At 59.5% G+C, this 5,640-nt stretch carries 5 protein-coding genes; 2 read left to right on the top strand and 3 right to left on the bottom strand.

Features of this window, described 5'->3' with window-relative positions:
• Window positions 1-377: 377 nt before the first annotated feature.
• Complete coding sequence (locus NW820_RS09350; RefSeq protein ID WP_414329342.1) at window positions 378-956, top strand: DoxX family protein; 579 nt, start codon at window positions 378-380, stop codon at window positions 954-956.
• Between the two features lie 78 nt (window positions 957-1,034).
• Here NW820_RS09350 and ppk1 read toward each other — a convergent pair whose 3' ends face one another.
• From ppk1 to NW820_RS09335, 3 genes are read right to left on the bottom strand one after another with little or no spacing between them, the layout of a single operon-like run.
• The gene (gene ppk1, locus NW820_RS09345; RefSeq protein WP_414407338.1) at window positions 1,035-3,209 is read right to left on the bottom strand and encodes a polyphosphate kinase 1; all 2,175 of its coding nucleotides are present in this window, start codon (window positions 3,207-3,209) and stop codon (window positions 1,035-1,037) included.
• A 58-nt stretch (window positions 3,210-3,267) separates the two neighbouring features.
• Window positions 3,268-4,227 (bottom strand): branched-chain amino acid ABC transporter permease, encoded by a 960-nt coding sequence (locus NW820_RS09340; protein ID WP_414407337.1) that lies wholly within the window; start codon window positions 4,225-4,227, stop codon window positions 3,268-3,270.
• On the bottom strand, window positions 4,227-5,096 hold the full coding sequence (locus NW820_RS09335; protein ID WP_414407336.1) for a branched-chain amino acid ABC transporter permease: 870 nt from the start codon (window positions 5,094-5,096) through the stop codon (window positions 4,227-4,229). Before NW820_RS09335 ends, NW820_RS09340 begins: the two co-directional genes overlap by 1 nt.
• A 155-nt stretch (window positions 5,097-5,251) precedes the next feature.
• On the opposite strand from NW820_RS09335, the gene lptC reads away from it, so the two are divergent.
• Window positions 5,252-5,640, top strand: a 389-nt coding sequence (lptC, locus tag NW820_RS09330; RefSeq protein ID WP_414407335.1) for an LPS export ABC transporter periplasmic protein LptC, incomplete at its 3' end; no start/stop codon positions are given.

Below are 5,640 nucleotides of genomic sequence, written 5' to 3'. Positions count from 1 at the left end.
CGGGGATCCCTCCTCTCTCCCGGCTTGGGCTTTGGCGGAGCTGACATCAGAGGCGAGGACAGATTCGGCAACCATATCGACACAGGCAGCAAATGAACCCATTATGAGGGATCCATTTACAGAGGTTGACAGGTCTCAGCAAGGCCGGAAAAGTCCCAGGCCAAGAGCAGAGGTGGTGTGCGAGGGTGAAAGCTCGCCGGAAACCCACCCGACCGGTCGCGAAAGCGGGCCGGAGGCCTTGTTTTTGCATGGGATCCCTGTTTTTGCATGGGATCCCTTGACCACTGGGGATCTGAGTCCCACCCTTGTTACAGAAATTTAGAATCGTTACAATAAGTTAGAATCCTTGCTCATCTTTGCATCGCAGGTTTTATCCTATGGCACTCACTCAGCAGTTTCCCGTGCTACTCGCCTCAGCTTTGCGTCACGACAGCGTAACTCCGCGCTGGTCTCAAGTGGCGTGGACCGTTTTGCGGGTGGTGGCAGGGCTATTCATGATTCACAACGGCCTTGACAAGCTGGCAGATATTGAAGGGTTTGCGACGGCTTATGTAGAAGTGATCGGGTTGCCCTTCCCGATCTTCTTCGCTTATGTGGCTGCCTATACCGAGCTGATCGCAGCTCCGATGGTGGCGTTGGGTTTGTTGACCCGCGGGGCAGCACTGGGCTTGTTCGCCACGATGGCGGTGGCCATGTTCCATCACATTAAGGTGGCCGGCTTCAGCGTTCCCTACTTGGAGCTATCCGCCATCTACGCAGCGATCTTCCTGGCCTTTGCGGTGAATGGGGGGGGCTGGTTCTCTGTGGATCAGCTCTTGGTGAATGCAATCGAGTCGTGGCTGAACCGCGCCAGCCGGGAAAAGTTGGAGAGCTTGCAGTCTTCGTTGCAGGCCACGGAACGGGTAATTGCGCTGGGCGAGGAAGAGGCCGAGGCCGCCAAGACCACCGGATCCTGAGCTTTGGTGGCCATTCCCGATAGCGGCGAGGCTGCTCCTCTCTCCCTCTGAGAGAGGTTAGCAGTGAGAGTCATCCTGCTAAATGCGGCTGGCGGCCCGCTCCATCAGGCGTTGGTGGGTGGAGCGCACAGGCTCTCCTGGCTTGGGTTGCCGCTGCACGTAGGTGCCATCAGGGCGCAACTCCCAGGCTTGCCGGTTGTCCGTCAGGCAGATGTCCAAGATCGCCTTGAGCTCCCGCTGCAACGCGGGATCCTCCACAGGGGTAACCACCTCAACGCGCCGATCCAGGTTGCGGGTCATGTAGTCGGCACTGCCGATGAAGTACTCTTCCTGGCCGCCATTGTAGAAGTAGAAGATGCGGGAGTGCTCCAGGAAGCGCCCGATGATGCTGATCACGCGGATGCGTTCGCTTAGGCCGGGGATCCCCGGCTTGAGGCAGCACATGCCCCGCACGATGAGATCGATCTCCACCCCGGCTTGGCTGGCCTCGTAGAGCAGCCGGATCATTTCCGGGTCGGTGAGAGAGTTGATCTTGACGATGATACGCCCCTGGCCCCCCGCTTGGGCATGGCGCATCTCGCGGCGGATCAGGGCTTCCATGCCCTGGCGTAGGGTTCTGGGGGCCACCAAGAGCTTGCGGAATTGCCGTTGCCGTGAGTAGCCCGTCAGTAGGTTGAACAATTCCGTAACATCGTTGCAGAGGGTCTCATCGCAAGTGAACAGCCCTAGGTCGGTATAGATACGGGCGGTTTTGGGGTTGTAGTTGCCGGTACCGATGTGGACGTAGCGGCGCAGGGATCCCTCCTCTTCCCGCACCACCAAAGCCAGTTTGCAGTGGATTTTCAGCCCCGGCAGGCCGTAGGCCACGTGGACCCCGGCTTTCTCCAGCTTTTTGGCCCAGAGGATGTTGTTTTCTTCGTCGAAACGGGCTTTGAGCTCCACCAGAGCGGCCACCTGCTTGCCGTTTTCGGCGGCCTGAATGAGGGATTTCACCACCGTCGAGTCGCCGGAGGTGCGGTAGAGGGTTTGCTTAATGGTGAGCACCTGCGGATCGTTGGCGGCCTCCTCCAAAAACCGTTCCACGCTGGCGGCAAAAGAATCGTAGGGGTGATGCACCAACAGATCCCCTTCCCGGATGACGGCAAAGATATCCACCGGCTCATCGCTGACCGAGGCAGTGCGCAGGCGGGGCGGGGTGACCGGCCCCCAAGGGGGATCCTTCAAATCGGGCCGATTCAGGCTGAGAAACGCCATCACCCCCCCCATACTCAAGAGGCCATCCACTTCGTACACCGAGTCACTGTTGAGGCGCATCTCTTCGCTGAGCCGTTGTCGGATGGCTGCCGGAGTTTGGCTGGCAATCTCCATGCGCACCACTGAGCCGAAGCGGCGCTTGCGCAGCTCTTCTTGAATGGCAGCCAGCAGATCGTCGGCCTCGTCCTCTTGGATTTCCAGATCGGCATCCCGGGTGATGCGGAAGGGGTAGTACTCCAGCACCTGCATGCCGACAAACAGCGCTTCCAGATGGTGGGCAATCACCTGATCCAGCGGCACAAAGCTCACCCCATCCCGCAGCGGCACAAAGCGGGGCAAGGTGTTGGGCACCTTCACGCGAGCAAAATGCTCCTTGCCAGTCTCTGGATCCCGCACCACCACCGCCAAGCTGAGGCTGAGGTTGGAGATGTAGGGAAAGGGATGGCCCGGATCCACTGCCAAGGGGGTGAGCACCGGAAACAAACGCCTCTCAAAGTAGTCCCGCAGCTCCTGCCGTTCCGACTCGGCCAGCTCGGAAAAATCGCGGATGTGAATGCCCTGTTCCGCCAGCTTGGGCACCAGTTCCTGCCGGAAGCAAGTGTGCAATTTTCGAATCAGGGGGCGCAGGTGGCTCGAGATCTGCTGCAACTGCTGCTGCGGTGTGAGGCCATCTGGGGTTAGCACCAACACGCCCGTTTCCAACTGACGACGGATCACCGCCACCCGCACCATGAAAAATTCGTCCAGGTTGCTCTCAAAGATGGCCAGAAACTTCAGCCGCTCCAGCAGCGGTGTGCGCTCATCCAGGGCCTCGTGCAAAACCCGGGCATTGAATTCAATCCAGCTCAGCTCCCGGTTGAAATACTGCTCCGGCAGAGCATAGCCCTCTTGGATGGGTGTAGTCCGGATCCCTGGTTGTCCGGCATCAGGGGGGCAGCCCGTCGTGTCGGGGTTGCAAGGTGGCCAGGAAGGGTCAGTTTCCTTGGGACGCGGAGTCATGACGACAGAGGGCTGGGTTATCTCAAACACGTCAACAACAGCTGGAGCCGACCCAATCCTATCCTGCGGGGTTCTGCTGAGGCGAAGGAGAAGTGCCCAAGACGGGCTTGGGCGGACGTTCAGGCAACAATCCTTGAGAGCGCGTCAGAAGAATCACCTGGAGCAGGATCCCGATCAACAAAATGCGCAAAGGGCCAGCCCGGGTGGCCCACTGGGGCGGCAAACGGTTGGTGAGCCACTCGCTGCCCGACCACACCCCCCAAATTACCAGCGCTCCCAGCAAGGCGCCGCGATTGTTGCCACTGCCCCCCGCGATCAGCATTACCCAAACGATAAAGGTGGCAAACTCCGGTTGAAAGGCTTCTGGGCTGATGAAATTGACAAAATGGGCGTAGAGGGCCCCCGCCAACCCCATGAGCATGGATCCCAGCACAAACGCTTGCAGGCGAAACTGGAGCACATCTTTGCCGGCAGCCAGGGTTGCCGGTTCATCCTCGCGAATGGCCCGCAGCACCCGCCCCCAGGGGGAGCGATAGGCCCGCTCCGCAGCCCAATAGACCACCGCCAAAATGACCAGCACCAAGCCCAAGTAGAGAAGAGTATCCTGACCTGGGATCCAGCCGCGAAAGGGTCGTGGAATGCGGGTAATTCCCCGTACGCCATTGGTCAGCCAGCCCTCATTTCTCAGGATTTGGCTGATGATCTCAGCAATGCCGATGGTGGCGATGGCCAAGTAGTCGGAACGCAGCTTCAGGGTAATCAAGCCGATCAAAAAGGCAATCGCCCCGGCGACAGCCACAGCTATGGCAAAACCCACCCAAAAGGGCAGATTGAAGCCGCCCAAATGCTCGGCGCTTGGGGGTGTGGTTACAATGGCGCTGGCATAGGCTCCCACGGCAAAAAAAGCCCCCACCCCGATGTTGAACATGCCGGCGTAGCCCCACTGGATATTGAGGCCCAGCACCAGCACGCCGTAGATCCCCACCAAAATCAAAAAGAAAATGCCGTAGCTCAACATCAGACATCCCCCCCACCCGGGGATCCCAGTAATCCTGTGGGTCGGAAGATCAGCAGCAATACCAATATGGCGAAGGCCACCCCGGTTTTATAGGCCGGGTTGATCACCAAGGTCGAGAATTCTTCCGCCAGGCCAATCACCAGCCCTCCGGCAATAGCCCCGTAAGGGCGACCGATGCCGCCGAGAATGGCCGCTGCAAAAATGGGCAACAATAGCCGCCAGCCCATGGTGGGGTGCAGCCGGGTATCCATACCCAGGAACACACCTGCTGCACAGGCCAAAGCTGCGCCGATGGCCCAAGTCCAGAGGACGATCCGCTCTGTATCAATGCCGGTAATCTTGGCCAGCTCAAAATTGTCGGCCATGGCCCGCATCGCTTTGCCCACCCGCGTGCGTTGTAAGAAAAGATGCAGGGCCACCACCAACAGGGCTGTTCCCACCAGGATCACTGCCCAATCGGGCTTGATGCGCAGCTCTCCAAGCCGCCACGGCAACTGGATCCCGCTGCGGTACACCTGATTGTTGGGCCCCCAGATGATCTGCACCAGGCTGCGCAGAATCAGAGCGGTGCCAAAAGAAGAAATGAGCAAGATCACCGGGGCCTCCCGGCGCAGGCGGCGATAAATGAGTTGGTCGATCCCAACTGCACAAAGTACCGTGGCCAAAGCTGCCGGGAGCAGGCTGACCCCAATTGGCCAACCCAACCCAACAAATGTCAGGCCGAAGTAGGCCCCCAGGGTCATCAGATCCCCGTGGGCAAAGTTGGCAAAGCGCAAAATGCCAAAGGTCAGCGACACCCCAATTGCTCCCAGGGCGTAGATGCTGCCCAAGACAAGGCCGTAGATGAAAAGTTGCAACAGTTGGGTCACGCTTGCCCCCAAAAACACTTTGCCCTGATAATGCCACGGGTTTGCCGAGAGCGGGATCCGGCTCAGCGCAGCGGAAGGATACGGCTGATCGCGCCAGCGGGACGGAGTCCTAAGAAAGCTAGGGTAGGGGAGAGCGCCCACAAGGAAGAAGATCCATGCAGTCCAGGTCTTTGTCCATCCTCAGCTCCCTGGCAGCTTTGGCCCTGTTGAGCCTTGCCTGCGGAGCGCTGGAGCCATCCCCAGACAGGGATCCCACACCTGCGGATCCCATTCCCACTCCCCAGTTAATCTACGAAGACATCACCCTCACCCAGGCCAGACCGGATGGTGCCATTCTCTGGCGCTTACAGGCTCGCCTGGCCGAATATGAGTCCCCCCCAGAAAATGGTGCCGCTCCTGTGCAGTTGGGATCCGCCCATTTGCAGGCCGTTCAGGGGGAATTCTTCGACGAAGACAACCGCGCCATCCGCACCCGCGCCGAGCAAGGCTCTGCCTACCCCGGCGAACGACGTCTGGAATTGAGGGGTCAAGTCGAGGTGGAATC

It is taken from the genome of Synechococcus sp. R55.7 (assembly GCF_047461955.1).
Lineage (GTDB): Bacteria > Cyanobacteriota > Cyanobacteriia > Thermostichales > Thermostichaceae > Thermostichus.
Note: the sequence above shows the minus strand (reverse complement) of the source record. Positions and strands in the feature narration are given on the sequence as shown.

Bases quoted from the DNA above. Each gene is read 5' to 3' on its own strand.
- NW820_RS09350 (WP_414329342.1), top strand. From the start codon at position 378: ATGGCACTCACTCAGCAGTTTCCCGTGCTACTCGCCTCAGCTTTGCGT.
- ppk1 (WP_414407338.1), bottom strand. From the start codon at position 3,209: ATGACTCCGCGTCCCAAGGAAACTGACCCTTCCTGGCCACCTTGCAAC.
- NW820_RS09340 (WP_414407337.1), bottom strand. From the start codon at position 4,227: ATGTTGAGCTACGGCATTTTCTTTTTGATTTTGGTGGGGATCTACGGC.